Genomic DNA, 18,742 nt, shown 5'->3' with positions numbered 1-18,742 from the left:
TACGGAGGGAGAGGGATTCGAACCCCCGGGGCTGTTAACCCAGCTGTTTTCAAGACAGCCGCGATAGACCACTCCGCCATCCCTCCGCAAATAATATACCACACTCCTCTGAGAATTGGAAGGGGTTTCTCGACTTTCTTTTTTTTTACCAATCAGGTCCTATTCTACAGGTGCAGCGAGCTCAGATACTCCCATATATGGCCGTAGTACTTTCGGAATGATCACCGATCCATCCGCTTGCTGATAGGTCTCAAGGATTGCTGCCATGGTGCGACCCACTGCCAGACCTGAGGCATTCAGTGTATGAGGATACATGGCTGCTCCCTGTTGTGGCCGATATTTAATCTCGGCGCGACGAGTCTGGAAGGCCTCACAGTTGCTTATCGACGAGATCTCAATGTATTCATCCATTCCTGGCATCCAGACCTCTATATCAAAGGCACGAGCCGCCGAAAATGGCAACTGGGCCGCATCAAGAGCCACTACCCGATAGGGCAGCTCCAAAAGCTGCAAGATTCTCTCGGCATGTTCTACCATCTGCCGCAGAGCATTGGCGGATTCCGTCGGGAAGACATATTGAAATAGCTCGACTTTATTGAATTGATGGAGGCGCAGAAGTCCACGATTCTGTCGCGATGACGCACCTGCCTCACGACGAAATGCCGTCGTCCAGGCAACATAACGCAGTGGTAGCTCATCAAAAGAGAATGTTGTGTGGCTATGCAGACCAATTAACGGTACTTCGGCAGTGGGATTTAAATAAAGCTCGTCTTCTTCACACACATAGGCTTGCTCTTCAAATTTTGGAAGCTGACCGGATCCAACCATAACGGAACGCTTGACTAGCTGCGGCGGTAGTATCTCTGTGTAGCCATGAAGAGTGGTATGGGTATCAAGCATAAATGAGATCAGGGCCCGCTCTAATTTTGCGCCTGCGCCCCGCAAGGCAACGAAACGACTTCCTGCAATTCGCACGCCCCCTTCACTATCTATCAGTCCTAATCTGGCACCTACCTCCCAATGGGGCAGGGGCTTAAATTGGAAGGCGCTCTGATGCCCCCAACGGCGCAGTTCATTGTCGCCTTCCTGCTCGCTATTCTCTTTGACGCTCGCCTGTGGAAGGTTGGGAAGACTTAACAGTTGCAGGTTCAATCGCGTTTTAAGGTCTGAGCCCTGCAACTCTAGCTGCTGGAGCTCTTCCGATAAAAGCTTGGTCTGCGCATTCAAAACTGCACGCTTGCCAACAGGCAACGTTTTGATCTGCTCTCTTTGACTTTTGATAGTTGCATGTAAGCCATCGCAGCGTGTGATTAAGGCTCGCCTCTGCTCCGCCAGCCGTAAAATCTCGTCCAGATTGATGGAAAGACGGCGCTTACGCAGGCCTTCTCGCACGATGTCGGGATGCTGACAGATAAAATCTAGACTTAACATATGCTTCAGTATACCATATTTTTATCTTTTTCATGCTGCTCTGGTTCAACTTGTCTGTGCTCTGGGCTGGAATTGTCAATACCAAACAATATACAATAGATAGACAGAATTACATATAAAGTGAGGAGACATTTGAGGCATGGATACAACAATGCAATTACTCTGTTCCACAGGAGCATTTAGCCGCTTCCCTGACCTCACTGGCTATCAAGCAGTCCTGAAATATGGTCCACAATTACAGGTGGATGGCTTTGAATTGATGTTCTTTCCTGGCTGGTATGGCAATATTAAATGGGTTGGACAGGATCTCCAGCATTCTCAGCTCCGCTTTCCTGCTATGCATACAGAGAAATCTATCGGCTCTGCGCTCGGCCATGCCGATCCTGCTGAACGTGAACGTGGAGTCCAGTTGCTCGCTGAAAATTGCTTACTCGGCAGTATGCTCGGCACGAAGATTCTCATTCTGCATCTCTGGAATTGGCCGGACCTGGATAATAATCTGGAGAATAATCTCTCTGTTCTCAGTCAATGTCTGGATCTGGTTGACCGTTATGACCAGAAGCTGGCGATTGAGACGATTCCTGGCCGTCATTTTGATCCGCTGGTCAATGTTCATCGTGCTCTGACCTGTGATGCTCGCTGCTCAATCGCTCTCGATACGGAATTTTTAGCGATGTATAACCATACTGAGGATGTCTTCTCACATTCCTGGATCTGGCAAAAAAATTTAATGCAACATATTCATATTAAAGATTATGATGGGCAGGCTTTTCTCAATGGACAGCGCCGCTATCTCCATCCAGGCGAAGGCAAGATCAACTTTGATCAGTTTTTTGCCCAATTAAAAACTTCTCATTATATGGGCAATATTAGTCTGGAGTCCCCGGCTCTATTGAAGGATGGTGAGGTTGATATTCCCAGAATTCAGGAGAGTCTGGATTTCCTTCGTCACTATGTCTCATAACCATCGATATCAAACCTGTGTTTGTCTTACTTATATGCTGGCTCTTCTATCGATATTGCTCAGGCATTGACTTCTCTGTACGCTCATGGTACGATCTTTGTATGTTTAATGAGGTTATCTGCCGAACCGAGCAAGATAAGATCGCTCAGTTTCTGGCCTATCACAATCCATACAAAAACCTCTCGCATGTTTCCGCCGCATAAGCCTGGCACGATTGCTTATGCGGCGGAAAGCGGTGCCGATGCCTGACCTTGCCTTTCCTTTGTAGGCAGGGATCTTTCGCATTGTTTGTACTTCTCTCCTGCCCTCTCTCTTTTTCTTTCCTGCATAACGCTTCTTTCCTCTGCATAGGAGGCCAGGCTTTCCCTCTGCCTTTTCTTTCATTGTTTGTCTATGCCTGTGCCAGGCGCTCAACGTTCTATGCACAGAAAAGAAGGAAGAAAGTCTATGCTTTTCGCCACTTTTTCGAAGGTCAGCAAAGAATATGCTGGCAATATGGTCTTTGATCAGCTTGATCTTGAAATTCAATCCGGGCAGCGCATTGGTCTGGTTGGAGAAAACGGCTGTGGCAAATCCACTCTTCTCAAACTCCTGGCAGGAGTAGAAGAGCCAACAGAAGGCACGATTTCCTATAAACGCAAGCTGACGATTGGCTATCTCTCACAGGAGATGGACCCACAATCACTCCAAAAAACGGTGTTTGAGGTTGTTGAACAGGTCTCAGATGCGTTTAAAGCAATCCTCACTCAGCTCCGTCGCTTAGAACAACAGATGGCTGATCCCTCTATCTATCAGGATGCGGATGCGATGGAGGCGGTGCTAGATGCCTATGGACGAGCTCAGGAACTCTTTGAGGCTCAGGGGGGCTATCTGGTCGAGCACAAAGCCAGATCTGTTCTCACTGGACTGGGGATAACACCAGATCAATATACGCAAAAGGTCGGCACGCTTAGCGGTGGTGAGAAGAAAATGGTGAATCTTGCTCGTATCCTTGTGCAGACGCCTGATCTTCTCTTACTTGATGAGCCCGATAATCATCTGGATATCGAGGCGAAAGCCTGGCTTGAGCACTATATCCAGGATTATCCTGGGACGGTCTTTCTTATCTCTCATGATCGCTATCTTCTCGATCAAACGGTTCAACATATCTTTCAATTGGAAGATGGGACGATTGATAGCTATCATGGCAATTATAGTTATTATGTTGAGGAGCGTCAGAAACGCTTGCAGCAACGCTATGAAGATTATCAAAATCAACAGGGAGAGATGAAACGGCTGGAAGTGATGCTCCATCAGTATCGCGAATGGGTAAGGTTTAACGATAAGTTTGCTGGACGCTTACATAGTACAGAAAAGCGGATAGCTCGTATCAAAGAAGAGATGGCTCTCCGCCCAATCATGCAACGGAAGAAAATGAAGGTTCGACTGGACCCTGAACAGAGTAGTAAGAAGGTTCTGGAGATTAAAGGCCTGAGTCAATCTATTCAGACGCGGCAGCTCTTTCGGCCCTTTGATCTTACAATCCTGGCTGGCGAACGCATTGGGATTGTGGGCGCAAATGGCAGCGGGAAAAGTACCCTCCTGAAGATCTTGTTGGGACTCGTTTCACCAACTCAGGGGACCACACGCCTGGGCGTTAGTATTCTTCCTGGTTACTATGCTCAGGAGCAGGAGACCCTCCCGATGCAGAGTACGCCACTGGAATTTGTCTGCCGCCTGAAAGAGATGAGTGAGTCAAAGGCTGTCGCATTGTTAAGTCGTCTGCTCTTCTCTTATCGTACGATGCATACGACCATCAACAATCTCAGCGGCGGTGAGAAAAGTCGGCTCCAGATCGCCCGTCTGATGGTGACCGAAGCCAATTTTCTTCTCTTAGATGAGCCAACCAATAATCTCGATATTCCTTCTGTCGAGGTCTTAGAGGATGCTCTATTACAATTTGAGGGGACGCTATTGATGGTCTCTCATGATCGCTATTTTCTCGAGAAGATTGCGACCAGAATCCTGGCAATCGATAGCGCTGGCAATGTCAGGCTCTATCCAGGCAGCTATTCTTATTATCAAGAAAAGACCTCCCAGGAAAAGACCTTCCAAGAAAAGATCTCTATCAAATAGATTGAATAGCCATTGGCAGAAGGCACTCTAATGTAGTCCAGGGATGAAGAGCACTTATCCCTGGACTATCTGCTCAGCCCCTGGCTGGCTGGCCACTTTTTGTGAGAGGGCATGTATGGCATCTCGCCCTTCGCGGAACCCCACATGGTGCTCCTCGCTATAGGCGTACACGGCATTCTCTGTATTTCCTTGTGCAAGATATGAGGCCACACGTGGTGAAGCGCCAGCATTGATAAAGGCAGAGGCAGGAATGTAGGTCTGCTTGATCTTCATCCGTAGAGCCATCGCGCAACCAGCCGCAAGAACGAGCACAAGCACCACAATGAGTAAGATGTAGATGGGATCCATTTTGCTTCCTCCTAACAACATTGTTGCTATCAGCGTATCATCCATTTTAGCTCTTTGCAAGGCCATTTGCCAGTTAATCTATTTCACTCTTCAGGTGCGGATTTACGCTTTTCTTTTTAACCTTTACTATACTAAGAGAGAGAATGAATAAAAGCTATTAGTATTAAGGGGGACTTTTTTATGCAGAAACCACTTCAACGCTCTCTTATTCGTCGCTGTCTGATTCCTTGTAGTGCACTTCTCCTCTCGTTCGGGGTCAGCCTGCCGCTGCTGGCCAGACCAGTGGATCAGACGCTTATTCCACGCAACGTTGCGCTCATTGCCAATTCAGGTTCAGTCAATACTATCGGCTATAGAATTATTGTCTCTCCTGAAGGAAACGTCTCGTTTGTCGATGGGAAAGGATCAGGTCATGGCACGTTACCAAAAAAGTTTACCCGCCACTTTTTCCATGATCTTGCACAGGCTCATCCTCTCGATCAGTTGCCTGAAAAGACTCCATGTCTTAAGTCTTATACAACAGGGACAATTACTGAGATTCAATTCAATGGAGAGCATAGTCCAGATATCTCCTGTCCTGGCAATGATAAGGCCTCTGATCTCGAGGAAGATGTCCGTACCATCACCCGTTTCTTCCACATTAAAAATGTTTTGAATGATAAAGGCACTCCTATCCCACCGCAGAATTTTATTGCACGATAAGCTTCATTTTGGAGTTCTCGTTCGATTTAAGCAATGGGAAAGTGCAGTCTCATTTCACGTTGTAAATATGTGTAATTGAACGAAAAGTAGGGAAGGTCGCTTGTCTCCTTCCTGATCGTGAAGCTCCGCTATGCCCGCCCCTCCATAGCATTATTTCCCATTGGCTATGGAGGGCCCACATTGTGGAGCAGGAACAGAGGAAAGAGACAAGCTACTTTCCCTACTTTTCATTGTATGATATGTTTTTTATGCTTTATCCGACAAGGCAAGTAGGGCAGGTCGCTTGTCTCCTGCCTAAACGTTCCATTCCCCAATGCCAGCCCCTCCATAGCTTCTGTTCCCCATTTCCAGTTTCTCATTAAACCATAGAGGGGCTCACATCTCAGAGTAGGAACAGCGGAAAGAGACAAGCTTTCTCTACTTTTCATCGTATGATATGTTTTTTATGCTTTATCCGACAAGGCAAGTAGGGCAGGTCGCTTGTCTCCTGCCTCAACGTCCCATTCCCCAATGCCAGCCCCTCCATAGCTTCTGTTCCCCATTTCCAGTTTCTCATTAAACCATGGAGGGGCTCACATCTCAGAGTAGGAACAGCGGAAAGAGACAAGCGGCTTTCCCTACTTTACATTGCATGATATGTTCTTTCGTTTATAATAAGACAAGTAGGGCGTCTCCTTCCTGCTCTTCAAGCTCCACTATGCCAGCCCCTCCATAACTCAGTTTCCAGTTGAGCTATGGCGAATATTCAGGTTGTATATTAGATGGATTTGAGTTACACTATACAATGTTTATAAGGCATCAAACGTATAGGCACAGGCGTGGAGAGTCGATGATTACGGTAAGCAAGCTCACTCTCGATGGGGCGGTCAAGGTCCGTTATACAGGTGAGATCTGCCAGCAGAAGGCCACTGAGAGGGTTATTCGAGCTTACTGGACTCAGCCCACACTCGATCTGGGCTATACATCCTTTGAACCCAATGACTGTTTCATCGAGTATTATTATACAGAACGATGGTTCAATGTATTTACCATTTGTAGTGCTAATGGTCAACTCAAAGGCTGGTATTGTAACATTACCGAACCAGCAATCTTCTCAGATACCGGGATTCAACAGGTTGATCTCTTCCTGGATCTCTGGGTTGCACCGGATGGTCACTATCTCCTTCTCGATGAGGATGAGTTTGCCGCAGCCTCTCCTATGCTCAGCCAGCGACAGCAGCTTGGAGCACAACAGGGGCTAAACGAACTTCTTCGCTTAATTGAGCAACACGAGGAGATGTTTTGCACTCTCGATGCATGATAAGAATATCTGACGTTTCGGTCTATCTTGTGTGGAGTCACAACACTACTCCAGAAGGATAAATCTTGATGGTGGACACCAGGCCATTCGAGGCAATCGCCCCGAACGTTGTAGAGCTTGAGTCTCGGAAAAATCTTCGTAGTAAGATCCATGAATTAATTGATTTGACGTTGTCCAGTTCCCTCTCCACCAATGCGATACGTGAGCACCTTGACTTCTCTATGAATCAGTTTGGCCCCCGGTTTGCTGCTCACCTGGTACGAGCCCTCCAGCGCGACAACGCAGAAGAACGCGAAGCTATCGTCTGGCTACTGACCCTATTGCATGAGCCAACTACGATCCCATTGTTACAGCAACTCTCCTCTCAAGAGCAACAAAAACATCCCATCCGTCTCTCGGCCTCCCTGGCCCTGGCTGGTATGGGGGCCACGAAAGAGATGCTCTCCCCCAATAAACCAGCTCGCTTATATGCCATTAGCTAATCAAACTGTTCATGCGTGGATTGCAGAATAGTCTCCGCAATCCACCCCTTCGATCTCCCCACCGTTTGAATGCAGCTCCCACAGATCACTTTTCCTGAGAGAGTAGCTCTGTCAGAACAACAGCTATAGTCTGACATCTCCACAGTATCTAGATTGATAATCGTCATTAGACTATTTCAAATAAAATACTATACTTTATATGGCATGTCATGTTTTTCTGTAGCCAAAGCTAGAAATTGCTCTTTCTTTGGGAAAGGAACGTTCCTATGCGACATCTCCGCTATATAGGTAAGCCACTTCTCCTTCTTACACTCTTCTTTTCTTTCACTGCCAACACTTATGCTGACACTCCAAACTATCAACTTAGCGCAACTATGCAGGGGCCCAATATTCCGGCCTTTGGCTTCTGGGTCTTTGATACTAGCTGGGTCGATGCCAGTGCCCACCGCTACTACTTCTCGGACTCCAGCAATGCTCGTGTGGACATCTTTGATACTGATACCCATCAGTATCTCAATTCTCTCTCCGGCTTTACTGGCTACCACAACAATAGTGGAACTAAAGGTCCAGATGGCTTACTCGTTGATGACCAGCACCGCATCTGGGCTGGTGATGGCGATAGTACAGTGAAGGTATTCAATCAGGATTCATTGGAGCCCATTACTACCATCTCAACGGGGGGGAAAGCCCGGGCCGATGAACTCACGTATGATGCACAGGATCACTTGCTGGCCGTGACGAACGGCTCTGAAGTCCCTCCCTTCGTCTCGTTTATTGATACTCAGACCTACCAGGTAGTGAGCCGCTTGAGCATTCCTGGTGCCAATGGCATTGAGCAGCCTCATTGGGACCCCATCTCGCAGCATTTTCTGATCGCGATACCTACGACCAATGATCATCCTGGAGGGGAGATTGCTGTTGTTGATCCTCTTACGCGTTCTCTGCTCACGACCTATCCGCTGCCAGATGCCTGTCAACCAAGCGGGCTGGCCAGTGGTCCTGGCCGTCATCTGCTGGTTGGCTGCGATGGGAACCCTGTTGTGCTGGATACACGCAATGGCAATGTGGTTGCGACGATCTCGCAAGTGAGCAGCATTGATCAGGTCTGGTACAATTCCGGCGATAGACGCTATTACCTGGCGGCTGGACGTGATCCTGCTAGCCCCTCAATCGGCGTGATCGATGCGGAAAGTTTGCAATGGCTCACAAACATTCCAGTTGCGCCTAATTCCCACTCGGTTGCCGTCGATGCGCGCACAAATCAGGTCTATGTTCCTGAAATAGGTCAGGGCATTGATGTCTACTGTGCCCAATAGATAGGAGAGAGGCGATGGGCTCCTCTGTACTCCCAACAAGGGTACCTGGAAGTACCATCGCTTTTCTTTCCATTTCATGGCTCTTACTCCTCTTCTTTTCTCCGTTTATTCGCTTGTTAACCCAATTAAAAGGTTCCAATACGCTCTTTCTGCTTCTTCTTCTCAGTAATCTTAAAGGTATCCCTCACGTACCTTGCACAAGAGCCAGAAGTTACGATATGCTTATGAAGAAAAATATTTCGATGAAGGAGCGTGTACGCACTTGTCCATTAAACTTGCGATTCCACAACGCGAAAGCATAGAGCTTCAGCATGCCGTCTTTGACATCAACGGAACTCTAGCCATCGATGGTGTGGCGATTCCTGGTGTGTCTGAACGTTTAAAAACGCTTTCTGAGCAGCTTTCAATTCACCTGATTAGCTCTGGCACCCACGGGAATCTAAAAGAATTAGAGCAGGCACTGGGTTTTCCCATTCAGAATATTGTCAAGGGCGATGAGAAGATGCGCTATGTGCAGCAGCTTGGTGCCAGCAAGGTGATCGCCTTTGGTAATGGGGTCAATGATAATGGCATGTTGCGCCTGGCTGTTATTGGCATTGCTGTGCTGGATTCAGAAGGAACAGCTATGCGTGCCATTCAGGCTGCGGATGTCTTTGTCAATGGTCCAATCAATGCCATAGACCTCTTACTCAAACCGAAACGATTGATTGCTACGCTGCGCGATTAGGGTGGGCGAAGAAGAATATGAAGCCAGACCTGGCAGGAAGATCGGATCAACTGTCCGCCGATGATGGAGCCTCTAAAGGTTCATCATCGCGGATAGGGTTGCTCTATGTGGTTGTAGCAGTTTTGTTCTTCTCAACCAGTCCGATCTTTGTGCGCTGGGCCCAGCCTTTTAATCCAGTTGAGATTGCCTTCTGGCGTCTGACGATTGCAGCACTGCTGGTCTGTTGCCTGGGACTGCTCACCCATCAACGTTTGCTCTTGCGCCGTCAGGAGTTCCCTCGCTTTCTCTTCTACGGATTGATTACAGCCCTTCATTTCCTCTTCTATATCGCCGCCTTGAGCTATACGACGATTGCTCATGCCCTCGCCCTGACCTATACATCACCAATCTTTGTGACTCTTTTCGCGACCTTTTTTCTGAAGGAGCCGTTGCCGCTCCGTAAATGGCTGGGCATTGGAGTAGCGGTCATCGGAATTGCCATTATGGCTGGCTTCGAACCTCATTACAACAGTTGCTCGCTTCATGGGCAGTGCATGGTGCTGGGCGATGGGCTTGGCCTCCTTGCTGGTATCTGCTATGCCATCTACTCGATTGCCGGACGAGGCGAACGCACGCGCCATCCCATTTTTCGCTATACCACCAATGTGTATGGATTAGCTGCCCTCTGGCTCCTCCCTCTCACCCTTATCCTGGCCTTCACCCATACCTATCCTCCAACAGCAATCGCTGCACTGGTCGCACTCGGTATCTTCCCATTGGGATTAGGACATACCCTTTACAATGCCTCCATCCGCAAGATCCATGCTACCTATGCCAACCTCATTGCCTCCCAGGAGGTCACCTTTGGCATTCTCTTAGGGATCTTCTTTGTTCATGATATTCCTTCAACGACAACCTTTATTGGGGTGGGGATTACACTGGTCGGCATTATTGGAGTACTGATCTAACGCTCAGAGAGCCTCACGCTTCAACAGGGCTGGATCAACAATCCACCCTTCACTTGCATGGCCCTCTGGAATTCCATAGCCAGGCTGCTGAGAGGCCCAGGCCGCCTGAATGGCACACAACAGAGCATCCAATTGATCGCCCGTGGCATCTGCCTCAAGCTCTTGCCTGATCTCTGATGCAAGGGACAGCTCTATTCCATATTCTTTCTGTAAAAGAGGTGAGCAGAGGAGGGTCAACAGCTCCACTCGTGCCAGCCTCTGGTCGTTGGACTGCTTTTTCCGTTCGTCACTCTTATAGCTCCGTCTACCCAGCCACCTGCGTACCATGAGCGAGGGATAACCTTCAAACACAATCCTGGTATCGTTTCGTGGAAAACAGGGCCAGATGCTCACGCCAGAGGCAAGCAGGCGAGGTGCGCCCTGAAAGAACATTTTGGCAACAGGCACGCGGTAGAGCATCATTGGACTACAGGCTCCGGCCAGTTTATCTGTCAATCGCACATGATGCTTATCGCCAGCGGGGCGACCCGCACAATAATCCAGCAAGATCTTCTCAAACTGTTCTTTGGGAAGATTCGCAATAGATTGGATATATGCTTGCCAGATGGGAGACCAGCCAAGATCTGCCAGGAGACGAGGGGGAAGGCCAAAGGGAAAATCACAGGCCGCAAACCAGGGACCAGGGGTAGAAAGGAGATCCTCAAAATCTGGAAAGTTTATCAAGTGAATGCAGCGCTCAACCGTGAGCAGTCCAGCGCTCAGACGTGCCTGAACACAGGTAATTGGTTTGCGTCGGCCTGGAGCACTCGTAAAGTCCAGACCAAAACAGACACTAGCTGCGTTCCGCTCAGGTTGAGGGAAAGCAGCTAGCGTCAAAATAGCGTTCATGCAGGGTATCCCTAAGTACAACAGGAAGAATAGTCATCATCAAAATAAAAAATAATTAGAGCTGAGCCATGACGTTCTTACTGATTGCACGCAACGTTGCAAATACGCCCCGGCCATCTGAGGCCACCGCTTCAAAGCTGGGGATTCGGCGGCGGTTGAGATACCGTTCGAGTACAGGAACTGGGAGAGCATTGGGCATGTCACGTTTGTTCCATTGCATCACCAATGGGAAAGTGGACAGATCCTTGCCAATACGACGCATATTCATCTCGAGCTCAGCAATGCTCTGAACATTCTCCTCAAACTTCTCTGCCTGTGAATCTACCACAAAGACGATCCCATCGGCCCCATTGAGTACAGCCAATCGAGTCCGCTCATAGAGAATCTGTCCCGGCACCGTATACAGATGGAAGCGTGTACGAAAGCCGTGAACTGTCCCGAGATCCAATGGCAAAAAATCAAAGAACAGAGTCCGTTCAGTCTCCGTCGCAATGGAAAGCATCTCTCCACGAGCCTGAGGATTGATGCTACGATGAACATGCTGCAAATTCGTTGTTTTCCCACAATATCCAATGCCATAATACACAATTTTGCAATGGATTTCGTGGGTAGCTATGTTGATGAGAGCCATAAATGCCAGGTTCCCCTAATCGCGGAAGAGCAGATCAATGGTATCCTCGACGGATGAACGGAACTGTAAGTTGAGCACTGACGATTTCGTGCGCGTGGTATCGCTACGCACCCGCTCCAGTATCCTTCCCAGTTCATCTGAAGCCTTCTTCGAGAGCACTTTGACCAGGCCGATATGCGTGAGTTTATCAAATATAATCACAAGAAGCCATTGCTCCTCTACCATCGACGTATAGATATTCTCCTGGACACCTTGTTGAAAGATGTTTCGGAAGTCTTTCTCGTCAAGGAGCTTTGCGACTTCTCGAGAAGATGAAAAAACACCAGCGAGTAAAGCACCCAGGGCTGTCGCGTTTCGTCTTGTACCTGTTCCCTGTACAGCAACAACCTGACCGCTTTTGTCGATGAGCATTGCCGAGGTGGCATTGGTATCGTTCATCAACTTCACCAACACTGCTGAAATAGTCGTCAGTTCGCGATCGGAAATAATTAAGTTTGTCAGTTGTTCCATGGACGCGCCGCCCTCCGTGTACACGTCTGGCTTACGGTAAGATACACCATCACCATGTTTTTTTTGCGCTATGCTATATCTAGAGCCTCTAGTATCTCGTTACGGCTCGCTTTGACCAGATGGCGTACGCGACCAATATTCGAGGCATTCTCTGAGAGAGTGACAATTAAAGCAAAGTCTCCCAATGGGTCTACACTCACAAGCCCATGCTCATATTCTATCAACAGGCCCACAACGCTGCCGCGTGCGATATCCTGCCCCAATGCCTCGGCGGTGCCAAAACTTGTGGTCATAAGCGCACCTACCGCTTCCATATCCTCTTTGCCATCTCGCGACATGCCATCTATTAACAGGCCATCTCGACCGACGAGAAGTGCCTGGCGCACGCCTGGGATCGCTAAGAAACGGCCTAGCATTTGTTTGAGATCAACCATTCATTCCTCCGCATTGGCTGGCTGCCACTTTGTTCGGTGTCAAGTGGGTATGCGAACCTTGTTATTCTAGCTTATGCATTGAAGAGGTGCAATCATATGGGACATCTTGGCTAATCAGTAAATGTTCCCTAAGCACGATTCTATACTTTTGCTCGTCTTCAATCCAGAATAATGTGAGGATCGTTACAGAACCTGGCTCCTCTGAGGAGACTGACACAAGTTGGGCAGCCCGACCTGATTTTTACGACATTTCTTTTTTCTAAAAAGCTCTTTGCCTGCTCTACTCTCTTCGGATATGAAGTCTCTCTTACTATAATATATATGTATGCACATAACAACTATCTGGCCTATGATATCTAGCGAGTGTACTGTTCGTGTACTCACAATACTGTGAGGAAGTTTAAGCGAAGATTCCCATCTCTACAGAAATTTCTGTTGTGTGAGTGATAAAAATGTCGGGCATGGTAGAATATATAAGTATGAAAGATGCAATCTCTAGTCGACAACAAGGAGTGAGGCTCGATGGATGAACCCAATGCCCTGTGGATGCCTTCGCCTAATTTCTTTCCTGGTCGCTCTGGACAGGTTCCGCGCTGGCTGATTGTCCATGGAACGGCTGGCTTTGAGAGCGCTCAAGCGGTGGGCGTGTTTTTTCAAACGATGGAGGTCGCTACCCACTATACAATTGGTCGGGATGGCGTGATTGTACAGTCTGTTCGTGAGTCCGATGCAGCCTGGGGCAATGGTGGCGTGACTGAGGGACATGATCCCTGGTGGTCACGAGATCTCAATCCCAATCTGCTGACGATCTCGATTGAACATGTGAAGCCTTCGCGCGATAATTCAGATGATCTGACAGAGATACAGCGCGCGATAAGTTTTCAATTGATCAAACGCATCTGCACACGCCACGCCATTCCTCAACGGAGAGCCGATGCCGATGGCGGTATTACCGGACACTTCTCAATGGACCCGGTCAATCGCCACTTCTGCCCAGGACCCTATCCCTGGGAGGATCTCTTTCGCTATCTCAATCAAAGCAGACATACCTGAACGCTCAGGTTCTGTGCCCAGAAGGCTTTCAAATCACCCGCTCAATGAGCACGCGATCAATCAGACGCTCACAATGCGAAAGCTATCAACCTGAACCTCTATTTTTATAGAATATAAATGAATAGGTCCGACCGATAATTGACTGGTATCCGCGCTCGAACCATAGCTTACTAACTGATTGTTTATATAGAGGCCAACCCAGGACTTTTTTACCTCGACACGATAGGTGATCCAGTTATAACCCGGCTCAAAATCATGATACTGAGATGCCGTATTGGCCTCTGATGACGAGGATGGCACAAACAGGACTAAGGCTTCAGGATGAACGGCAAAAGTGTGCAGTGCATCGGGTGCGAGGAGGTTGATCAGACCAGCTTGATAGCCACTCTTCTGCTTTGCTGGATCAGCAATGACCTCAATCCCTCCACCAGACTGGGGGATCTTGAGGATCTTCAAATGGACTTCAACTACGTAGTTTTCAAGCTGTGGGGTATAGGGCGATGTAATTGTATACATCCCATTAGCGTCAGTCTTCAATGATGCATCACTTACCTGCCAGCCACTATCCCCCTGCCAATCGCCTAAACCTTTCGACCAATCAGATTGATAGAGGACTGTCCCGGCGGGCACTTCGGTTGGCGTAGGCTTGCTCGGATGGAGGGTCACTTTTTGCGGTGCTGATCCTGCACAACCGGTCAATAGAATGACAACCATAGTTATTAGTAAGCATACAGGCGTTAAAGAACAAACTCCATACGGAGCTTTGCGGTGTGTTATGCTAAAAGCAGCCAGAACACCATTCAACGGCGAAGGTCTATTACTCATTCGTACCCTTCTTTCGAAACAAAGGTCTGTCTCATTCACCTTTCTATAAAGAATTACGCTCAAAATTCAGTTTTTCTCTCAGTGCATAGCTATCAACTCTTCCGAAAAGAAAGGTTTCATACAGGGTGGCGAAACCCTTTCATAAACGTATACTTAGAGGAGAGAAGGAGGAATGGTCAATTCACATCTCTCTTTTACAGATAATAGGAGAATGTTAGCAATGGATGATACAGAAGAAGGTAAGGCTCTTCTTAAGGATACGCCAGAAATTGTTGATCTTGATCCCATCTCTCCCTATCACAGATCAGCAAGCAAACAACGCATCTCGCTTCGTCTGCTTATGCGTTTTATGATGGCAGCAGGTCTTCTCCTGGGAATTGGCGTACTTACTTTGATGAGCTGGCCTTATTTAACCCATTCACAGCAAGATCCTGCTCCAACGCCTCAATCTTTCACAGGATCGAGTCCACAGCTTCTCACTGCAGATAATACACTGTATCTTTATACAGGGAAAAACATTCAAGCATTAAAGCTCACGACAGGAGCTCAACTCTGGAGCTATCAGTCACCAGAAGAGATACACTTCGTCCAGACCAGTGCTGACAGTAATGTTGTCTTACTAGAAGGAAAAACAGGCAATCTTATTGCTCTCGACATGAAAACGGGAGAGTTTCGCTGGCAATTACATTTAACGTCAACAGGATGGAACATTTTAACTAGCTATAACAATACTATACTTCTATTTACAGCACCACAAGGAATCGTAGCTATACGCATGACTGACGGTTCAGAACTCTGGCAATATGGTAGTACAAATACCTTAAATATTGATAGTACACAAAATGATCTTACTCTGCTCGATACCTCCAATCAGATGGTGATACGACTGGATATTCAGACAGGGCAATCGATCATGAGCTATCATCTAGATGGTACGCTTAATGGGGTCATGCAAGGAAAGATCTATATCATCGAGTCTGATCAAAGCATGAGCGCAATTCAGCTGAGTGATGGCAAGAAACTCTGGAACTATAAAAATCCCAATCTAACGATAGGGTATCTCTTTTCAGTAGGAACCAATAATCAAGCGTATCTAACTTCTCAAGATGGTCAAATCTATGCAATTGGAACGGATGATGGACAGGAGCGATGGCATACCCGAATTGATAGCGGAGATCTGCCAGTGGTACTTGAGCAGGGAGATCTAGCGAATGAAAATGTTTTTCTGAATGGGAACGCGGGGATGCTGGCTATTATCAGCTCAGTTGATGGCAAGGTTCTATGGAAAACAACAAAAGCTGTTTACAATACACTATCCTGTGCACCAACCATTATCTGCTTCCAAACAGACAATGGCGTATTAAGTGCAGTTGATAGAGAAAGTGGAAGTGAGCTCTGGAATGTCCAAAAGCGAATCGCCTGGGTACAGTATGATGACACACATCTCTATATTTTTGATCTCTCTAATACAGCCAGTAAACCAAATGCCCTCTCTGCACTGCACATGACTGATGGGAAACTGCTCTGGTCGCTTCCGATGAAGAGTCCTTTGACGGATTATCACCTTATTGCACAAAATTATTACCTTCTTCAGAGCCTGGGCACACTTGAACTCGTACGTTTAAGTGATGGTAAGATCCTGTGGAAAAAACCTTCCAGGCCACTTCTTTGACCTTTGCTTGCAGATCTATGATGATGATTGCAGCACAGATGAGAACAGGCCCTCCACCATATTGTGCTCCAGCGCAGATATCTGCGCTGGAGTACAACATGGTGGAGGGCCCATTCGTCGCTAATGGACCTTAGCGGTTCTTGGTTCCGTAGTTTGGTGCCTCTTTGGTGATCATTACGTCATGGGGATGGCTCTCGCGCAATCCAGCGTTGGTGATGCGGGTGAAGCGTGTCTTCTCCTGCATATCCTGGATTGTAGCGGCTCCCGCATAGCCCATGGCCTGACGCAGGCCACCTACCATCTGATAGACCAGCGGACCTACCATACCTTTATAAGGAACGCGGGCTTCGATCCCTTCCGCAATCAACTGAGACTCGTCCATCTCGCCCTGGAAGTAACGATGCTTACTATACTGGCGCTGTTTCATAGCACCGATCGAACCCATACCACGATAGTCTTTAAAGCGCTCACCATGTGAGATAATCAGATCACCAGGGCTCTCATCGACACCAGCCAGCAGACTTCCCAGCATTACCGTGTCAGAACCAGCGGCAATGGCCTTGGCAATATCACCTGAATACTGAATACCACCATCGCCAATGATCGGTATACCATACTTGCGAGCAATCCGGGCGCAGTCATAAATGGCTGTGATCTGCGGCATACCAATACCAGCAATGATACGGGTCGTACAGATTGAGCCAGCACCGATACCAACCTTTACAGCATCCGCTCCAGCCTGGATGAGCGCTTCCGTTGCCTCGACTGAAATGACGTTGCCAGCAACGATCTGCACACGCTTACCAAAGTTTTCGCTGATGCGAGCAACGGCCTCAATGACCATGTGTGAATGTCCATGCGAGGTATCAACTACCAGAGCATCAACACCCTCTTCGACGAGAGCGCCGCAACGCTTCAGCGAATCAGGTCCGACCCCCACAGCAGCAGCTACGCGCAGACGACCAAATTCGTCTTTAGATGCGTTTGGATAGAGAATTTTTTTCTGAATATCCTTCATCGTGATGAGACCTTTGAGCATACCATGCTCATCAACGACGGGGAGCTTCTCAATTTTATAGCGATGCAGGCTCTCACGAGCTTGCTCAAGGGTCGTACCCACGGGAACGGTGATCAGGTTTTCGCGCGTCATGAGCTGCGCAATAGGCTGTTCCAGATCAGTCTCAAAGCGAATATCGCGATTGGTCAGAATGCCAACCAGCTTGCCATGTTCAGTAATAGGAATACCAGAGATGTGGAAACGTTTCATAGCGGCAAGCGCGTCGCTCAAAGAGGCTTCAGGGTCCAGGGTAATGGGATCAGTGATCATCCCAGACTCAGAACGTTTCACCTTGTCTACTTCCTGAGCCTGATCATCCACTGACATATTACTATGGACAACACCAATGCCACCTTCACGAGCCAGCGCAATCGCCAGGCGGCCCTCGGTCACGGTATCCATAGCTGCGCTAACTATCGGAATATTTAACGAAATGGTACGGGTGAAGCGCGTCTGGGTCGACACATCACGAGGTAGAACAGACGAGGCAGCAGGAATGATCAGGACGTCGTCAAAGGTCAGACCCTCTTTGGCAAACTTCTGATCAAAATCATCTGATGAATGTACCGGAGACATAGGTTGGGGTGTCCTCCTTAAAAAAACACAGCACACTTTATGAGCGTGCTGATACCTGTAGCAATGAAAGCATCTGGTCGCTGACAGATTGACAGTGAGTAAAAAAGAAGTCCTACAAAATATTTCCTGTTAGTGTAACACCTCGCCCTGTCAGCGTCAAATTTTTTCCTTACAGACACCTCACATTATGAACTCTGCTTACAAACTGTTTTATCTACCGCAGAGAGTCTCAACACAAAAATGGTTCTCTGCTCGTAAAACGATTTTTTACAGGCAGAGAACCCTTTTTATCTTGAATGGAAAGAACTTTTGTTAGAGTGCGCGCGAACGGCTTCCAACGATCAAGTTGTAGATCAAGACGATGACTGCAATGACCAGCAGGATGTGGATCAAACCACCTGCGATGTGGAAAATGAAGCCCAGCAGCCAGAAAACGAAGAGAATGACGATAATACCCCAAAGAATGTTCGCTAACATATGATGACTCCTTTTCTACTTTATGTTTATGGAACTACCCATACCATCTCAAACCATCTACATGATTATCAATCATAACAACTACTATCTATACGTAACACAGTCCTAAATGGATGTAGGTGCAGACAATGATGGCCTCTCAAAATAGCTCTCGTCTCTGCCTCTCGTTTCTGAGGTTTCCCAGGCACGAAGCGCTCGCGGGTGCCTGGAATGATGAGCATGACCAAACCTTGTCATTCATGAAAAACTACTGTACTGTATGATCAAGAATTGTGTAGGAATTTCTA

The 18,742-nt window shown here is 47.9% G+C and carries 19 protein-coding genes and 1 tRNA gene; 10 read left to right on the top strand and 10 right to left on the bottom strand.

Going from position 1 to position 18,742, the window contains the following annotated elements; translation table 11 throughout:
• Window positions 1-2: 2 nt before the first annotated feature.
• Window positions 3-86: transfer RNA gene (locus EL628_RS07495), tRNA-Ser, on the bottom strand.
• Between the two features lie 73 nt (window positions 87-159).
• A complete protein-coding gene (serS, locus tag EL628_RS07490; protein ID WP_126579338.1) occupies window positions 160-1,431 on the bottom strand; it encodes a serine--tRNA ligase in 1,272 nt (423 codons plus the stop codon).
• A 139-nt stretch (window positions 1,432-1,570) separates the two neighbouring features.
• On the opposite strand from serS, the gene EL628_RS07485 reads away from it, so the two are divergent.
• Window positions 1,571-2,395 (top strand): sugar phosphate isomerase/epimerase family protein, encoded by an 825-nt coding sequence (locus tag EL628_RS07485; protein ID WP_126579337.1) that lies wholly within the window; start codon window positions 1,571-1,573, stop codon window positions 2,393-2,395.
• Window positions 2,396-2,842: 447 nt separating this feature from the next.
• Window positions 2,843-4,510, top strand: a complete 1,668-nt coding sequence (gene abc-f, locus EL628_RS07480; RefSeq protein WP_161975329.1) for a ribosomal protection-like ABC-F family protein — start codon at window positions 2,843-2,845, stop codon at window positions 4,508-4,510.
• 54 nt (window positions 4,511-4,564) lie between these two features.
• Here abc-f and EL628_RS07475 read toward each other — a convergent pair whose 3' ends face one another.
• Window positions 4,565-4,903, bottom strand: a complete 339-nt coding sequence (locus tag EL628_RS07475) for a hypothetical protein (RefSeq protein ID WP_126579335.1) — start codon at window positions 4,901-4,903, stop codon at window positions 4,565-4,567.
• Between the two features lie 135 nt (window positions 4,904-5,038).
• On the opposite strand from EL628_RS07475, the gene EL628_RS07470 reads away from it, so the two are divergent.
• The 6 genes from EL628_RS07470 (at window position 5,039) to EL628_RS07445 (ending at window position 10,332) form a co-directional block, all read left to right on the top strand.
• Window positions 5,039-5,560 carry a hypothetical protein gene (locus tag EL628_RS07470; RefSeq protein WP_126579334.1) on the top strand — a complete coding sequence of 174 codons (522 nt, stop codon included), beginning with the start codon at window positions 5,039-5,041 and terminating at the stop codon, window positions 5,558-5,560.
• Between the two features lie 829 nt (window positions 5,561-6,389).
• Window positions 6,390-6,860 carry a ribonuclease FAU-1 family protein gene (locus tag EL628_RS07465; protein WP_161975328.1) on the top strand — a complete coding sequence of 157 codons (471 nt, stop codon included), beginning with the start codon at window positions 6,390-6,392 and terminating at the stop codon, window positions 6,858-6,860.
• A gap of 68 nt (window positions 6,861-6,928) precedes the next feature.
• Complete coding sequence (locus tag EL628_RS07460; protein WP_126579332.1) at window positions 6,929-7,342, top strand: hypothetical protein; 414 nt, start codon at window positions 6,929-6,931, stop codon at window positions 7,340-7,342.
• A 266-nt stretch (window positions 7,343-7,608) separates the two neighbouring features.
• The gene (locus EL628_RS07455) at window positions 7,609-8,658 is read left to right on the top strand and encodes a YncE family protein (protein ID WP_126579331.1); all 1,050 of its coding nucleotides are present in this window, start codon (window positions 7,609-7,611) and stop codon (window positions 8,656-8,658) included.
• Between the two features lie 262 nt (window positions 8,659-8,920).
• Window positions 8,921-9,385: an HAD family hydrolase gene (locus tag EL628_RS07450; RefSeq protein ID WP_218028885.1), complete on the top strand. Its 465-nt coding sequence runs from the start codon at window positions 8,921-8,923 to the stop codon at window positions 9,383-9,385.
• Between the two features lie 17 nt (window positions 9,386-9,402).
• Window positions 9,403-10,332: a DMT family transporter gene (locus EL628_RS07445; RefSeq protein ID WP_126579330.1), complete on the top strand. Its 930-nt coding sequence runs from the start codon at window positions 9,403-9,405 to the stop codon at window positions 10,330-10,332.
• A 3-nt stretch (window positions 10,333-10,335) separates the two neighbouring features.
• On the opposite strand, the gene EL628_RS07440 is transcribed toward EL628_RS07445, so the two are convergent.
• The 4 genes from EL628_RS07440 to EL628_RS07425 form a co-directional block, all read right to left on the bottom strand.
• On the bottom strand, window positions 10,336-11,220 hold the full coding sequence (locus EL628_RS07440) for a DUF429 domain-containing protein (RefSeq protein WP_126579329.1): 885 nt from the start codon (window positions 11,218-11,220) through the stop codon (window positions 10,336-10,338).
• Window positions 11,221-11,275: 55 nt separating this feature from the next.
• Complete coding sequence (locus EL628_RS07435) at window positions 11,276-11,851, bottom strand: GTP-binding protein (protein WP_126579328.1); 576 nt, start codon at window positions 11,849-11,851, stop codon at window positions 11,276-11,278.
• Between the two features lie 15 nt (window positions 11,852-11,866).
• A complete protein-coding gene (locus EL628_RS07430) occupies window positions 11,867-12,361 on the bottom strand; it encodes a roadblock/LC7 domain-containing protein (RefSeq protein ID WP_126579327.1) in 495 nt (164 codons plus the stop codon).
• A gap of 68 nt (window positions 12,362-12,429) precedes the next feature.
• Window positions 12,430-12,795: a roadblock/LC7 domain-containing protein gene (locus EL628_RS07425; RefSeq protein WP_126579326.1), complete on the bottom strand. Its 366-nt coding sequence runs from the start codon at window positions 12,793-12,795 to the stop codon at window positions 12,430-12,432.
• Between the two features lie 522 nt (window positions 12,796-13,317).
• Here EL628_RS07425 and EL628_RS07420 point away from each other — a divergent pair.
• Window positions 13,318-13,848: an N-acetylmuramoyl-L-alanine amidase gene (locus tag EL628_RS07420; protein WP_126579325.1), complete on the top strand. Its 531-nt coding sequence runs from the start codon at window positions 13,318-13,320 to the stop codon at window positions 13,846-13,848.
• Between the two features lie 60 nt (window positions 13,849-13,908).
• Here the strand turns inward: EL628_RS07420 and EL628_RS07415 are convergent, their stop codons facing one another.
• Complete coding sequence (locus EL628_RS07415) at window positions 13,909-14,673, bottom strand: hypothetical protein (protein WP_126579324.1); 765 nt, start codon at window positions 14,671-14,673, stop codon at window positions 13,909-13,911.
• A gap of 220 nt (window positions 14,674-14,893) precedes the next feature.
• Between EL628_RS07415 and EL628_RS07410 the strand changes: the two genes are divergently transcribed.
• Window positions 14,894-16,345 (top strand): PQQ-like beta-propeller repeat protein, encoded by a 1,452-nt coding sequence (locus EL628_RS07410; protein WP_161975327.1) that lies wholly within the window; start codon window positions 14,894-14,896, stop codon window positions 16,343-16,345.
• 130 nt (window positions 16,346-16,475) lie between these two features.
• Here the strand turns inward: EL628_RS07410 and guaB are convergent, their stop codons facing one another.
• Complete coding sequence (gene guaB / locus EL628_RS07405; RefSeq protein ID WP_126579322.1) at window positions 16,476-17,978, bottom strand: IMP dehydrogenase; 1,503 nt, start codon at window positions 17,976-17,978, stop codon at window positions 16,476-16,478.
• A gap of 312 nt (window positions 17,979-18,290) precedes the next feature.
• Entirely contained in the window at window positions 18,291-18,455 is a 165-nt protein-coding gene (locus EL628_RS07400) for a lmo0937 family membrane protein (protein ID WP_174719956.1), read from the bottom strand.
• Window positions 18,456-18,742 lie beyond the last annotated feature (287 nt).

It is taken from the genome of Tengunoibacter tsumagoiensis (assembly GCF_003967535.1).
GTDB lineage: Bacteria > Chloroflexota > Ktedonobacteria > Ktedonobacterales > Ktedonobacteraceae > Tengunoibacter > Tengunoibacter tsumagoiensis.
This window is presented reverse-complemented; position numbering and strand designations above follow the sequence as displayed.

Bases quoted from the DNA above. Each gene is read 5' to 3' on its own strand.
- serS (WP_126579338.1), bottom strand. From the start codon at position 1,431: ATGTTAAGTCTAGATTTTATCTGTCAGCATCCCGACATCGTGCGAGAA.
- EL628_RS07485 (WP_126579337.1), top strand. From the start codon at position 1,571: ATGGATACAACAATGCAATTACTCTGTTCCACAGGAGCATTTAGCCGC.
- abc-f (WP_161975329.1), top strand. From the start codon at position 2,843: ATGCTTTTCGCCACTTTTTCGAAGGTCAGCAAAGAATATGCTGGCAAT.
- EL628_RS07475 (WP_126579335.1), bottom strand. From the start codon at position 4,903: ATGGATGATACGCTGATAGCAACAATGTTGTTAGGAGGAAGCAAAATG.
- EL628_RS07470 (WP_126579334.1), top strand. From the start codon at position 5,039: ATGCAGAAACCACTTCAACGCTCTCTTATTCGTCGCTGTCTGATTCCT.
- EL628_RS07465 (WP_161975328.1), top strand. From the start codon at position 6,390: ATGATTACGGTAAGCAAGCTCACTCTCGATGGGGCGGTCAAGGTCCGT.
- EL628_RS07460 (WP_126579332.1), top strand. From the start codon at position 6,929: ATGGTGGACACCAGGCCATTCGAGGCAATCGCCCCGAACGTTGTAGAG.
- EL628_RS07455 (WP_126579331.1), top strand. From the start codon at position 7,609: ATGCGACATCTCCGCTATATAGGTAAGCCACTTCTCCTTCTTACACTC.
- EL628_RS07445 (WP_126579330.1), top strand. From the start codon at position 9,403: ATGAAGCCAGACCTGGCAGGAAGATCGGATCAACTGTCCGCCGATGAT.
- EL628_RS07440 (WP_126579329.1), bottom strand. From the start codon at position 11,220: ATGAACGCTATTTTGACGCTAGCTGCTTTCCCTCAACCTGAGCGGAAC.
- EL628_RS07435 (WP_126579328.1), bottom strand. From the start codon at position 11,851: ATGGCTCTCATCAACATAGCTACCCACGAAATCCATTGCAAAATTGTG.
- EL628_RS07430 (WP_126579327.1), bottom strand. From the start codon at position 12,361: ATGGAACAACTGACAAACTTAATTATTTCCGATCGCGAACTGACGACT.
- EL628_RS07425 (WP_126579326.1), bottom strand. From the start codon at position 12,795: ATGGTTGATCTCAAACAAATGCTAGGCCGTTTCTTAGCGATCCCAGGC.
- EL628_RS07420 (WP_126579325.1), top strand. From the start codon at position 13,318: ATGGATGAACCCAATGCCCTGTGGATGCCTTCGCCTAATTTCTTTCCT.
- EL628_RS07415 (WP_126579324.1), bottom strand. From the start codon at position 14,673: ATGAGTAATAGACCTTCGCCGTTGAATGGTGTTCTGGCTGCTTTTAGC.
- EL628_RS07410 (WP_161975327.1), top strand. From the start codon at position 14,894: ATGGATGATACAGAAGAAGGTAAGGCTCTTCTTAAGGATACGCCAGAA.
- guaB (WP_126579322.1), bottom strand. From the start codon at position 17,978: ATGTCTCCGGTACATTCATCAGATGATTTTGATCAGAAGTTTGCCAAA.
- EL628_RS07400 (WP_174719956.1), bottom strand. From the start codon at position 18,455: ATGTTAGCGAACATTCTTTGGGGTATTATCGTCATTCTCTTCGTTTTC.